At 45.7% G+C, this 1,153-nt stretch carries 2 protein-coding genes and 2 pseudogenes; 2 read left to right on the top strand and 2 right to left on the bottom strand.

What is annotated here, in order from left to right:
• A pseudogene (locus DXD65_RS20870) lies at positions 1-167 on the bottom strand (virulence protein); the annotation flags it as partial.
• Complete coding sequence (locus DXD65_RS20865; protein ID WP_117887908.1) at positions 148-456, bottom strand: helix-turn-helix domain-containing protein; 309 nt, start codon at positions 454-456, stop codon at positions 148-150. The gene DXD65_RS20865 and the pseudogene DXD65_RS20870, both read right to left, overlap by 20 nt.
• Positions 457-792: 336 nt before the next feature.
• On the opposite strand from DXD65_RS20865, the gene DXD65_RS20860 reads away from it, so the two are divergent.
• On the top strand, positions 793-1,080 hold the full coding sequence (locus tag DXD65_RS20860; protein ID WP_025866775.1) for a helix-turn-helix domain-containing protein: 288 nt from the start codon (positions 793-795) through the stop codon (positions 1,078-1,080).
• A gap of 4 nt (positions 1,081-1,084) precedes the next feature.
• Positions 1,085-1,153: pseudogene (locus DXD65_RS20855) on the top strand (DNA-binding protein); the annotation flags it as partial.

Here is a 1,153-nt window from a genome sequence, read left to right as displayed (position 1 = left end):
GTAACGGGCTGGTACAAGTCCGAAGAACCCGCAGCCCGGTATTCCGTCCGGCTCTTTACGGTGTTGAACCGGAAATCGTACAGGACGTTCAACAGGCTTTCGATGCGCTCGTTCTTCGACTGCCAGCCCTCGATATGCCGTGTTTCATCATCTCTTTTCTTTTTCATCGAGAAGTCTGTTAGAAGCCGGGACATACTGCTGCTGCATCCACTTTTTGAGTTCCTCCATGTCGAAACGCAGGGTACGCCCACGCTTGACGCAGGGTATCAGTCCCTTGCTGGCTAAATGATACAGGTAATTGACCGAATACCCGGTTATGCCGCTGGCAACGGATATTTTGACTAACACAGGCTCTTTTCCGTCCTGCCGTTCTTCGGGCTGTGCGCCCACGACCGGGGCAATCATCTTTTCGATGTTCTCCAGCCGTTTGAAAATTTCTTCGAAAGGATTATTCATAGGTGCTTGTTTTTTGAATTAGCACCACAAATAAAATAAGAAAAATCGGTAAAAAACAAAGCGTCAGCCGTTTGGAATCGCTTTGCTGCGCTCTGCACCAAATTAATGTCGGTAAATAGAAAACGGCTTTGTGTTCATTACCTTACTAATAAGTAAGTGGGGGAAACCGGGATTTCTGTTCTCTTATTGTTTCTTTCCTGCTCGTTTGGGGCAGTGGTGGACATTTTTGGACACGCAAGGTCATTTGCGGACAGAAAGAAACAACCTGTCATTCAGTCTTATATATTTGCACCAGTGAAGAAAAACGGAGTATTGATAATAATAAATATATCGGTTATGGAAATAGTGACGATTGAAAAGAGAACCTTTGAACTTTGGAAACAGAGGTTTGAAAATTTTGTGGGGCGTGTGGATGCGCTCTGTGTGCCTTTACGCAGGAAGCGTGACAAATGGCTGGATAACTGCGAGACCTGCCGTTTGCTGAATGTTTCAGCCCGGACGATGCAGACCTACCGTGACACGGGGAAACTGCCTTATTCGCAGATTAACAATAAGATTTACTATAAGGCTTCGGACGTGGAAACATTTCTGCTTAGCCAAGTAAGGGACAATTCTAAAAAGTAGGCGTATGGATTTGATAACGAAAGATTCCGAAACCACGCTGGTACTGTTTTCCTCCCTTGACAGGGTGCTGGAA

This window comes from Bacteroides sp. 4_1_36, from assembly GCF_003466325.1.
Taxonomy (GTDB): domain Bacteria; phylum Bacteroidota; class Bacteroidia; order Bacteroidales; family Bacteroidaceae; genus Bacteroides; species Bacteroides uniformis.
Note: the sequence above shows the minus strand (reverse complement) of the source record. Positions and strands in the feature narration are given on the sequence as shown.

Coding starts and splice junctions, on each gene's coding strand:
- DXD65_RS20865 (WP_117887908.1), bottom strand. CDS start 456: ATGAATAATCCTTTCGAAGAAATTTTCAAACGGCTGGAGAACATCGAA.
- DXD65_RS20860 (WP_025866775.1), top strand. CDS start 793: ATGGAAATAGTGACGATTGAAAAGAGAACCTTTGAACTTTGGAAACAG.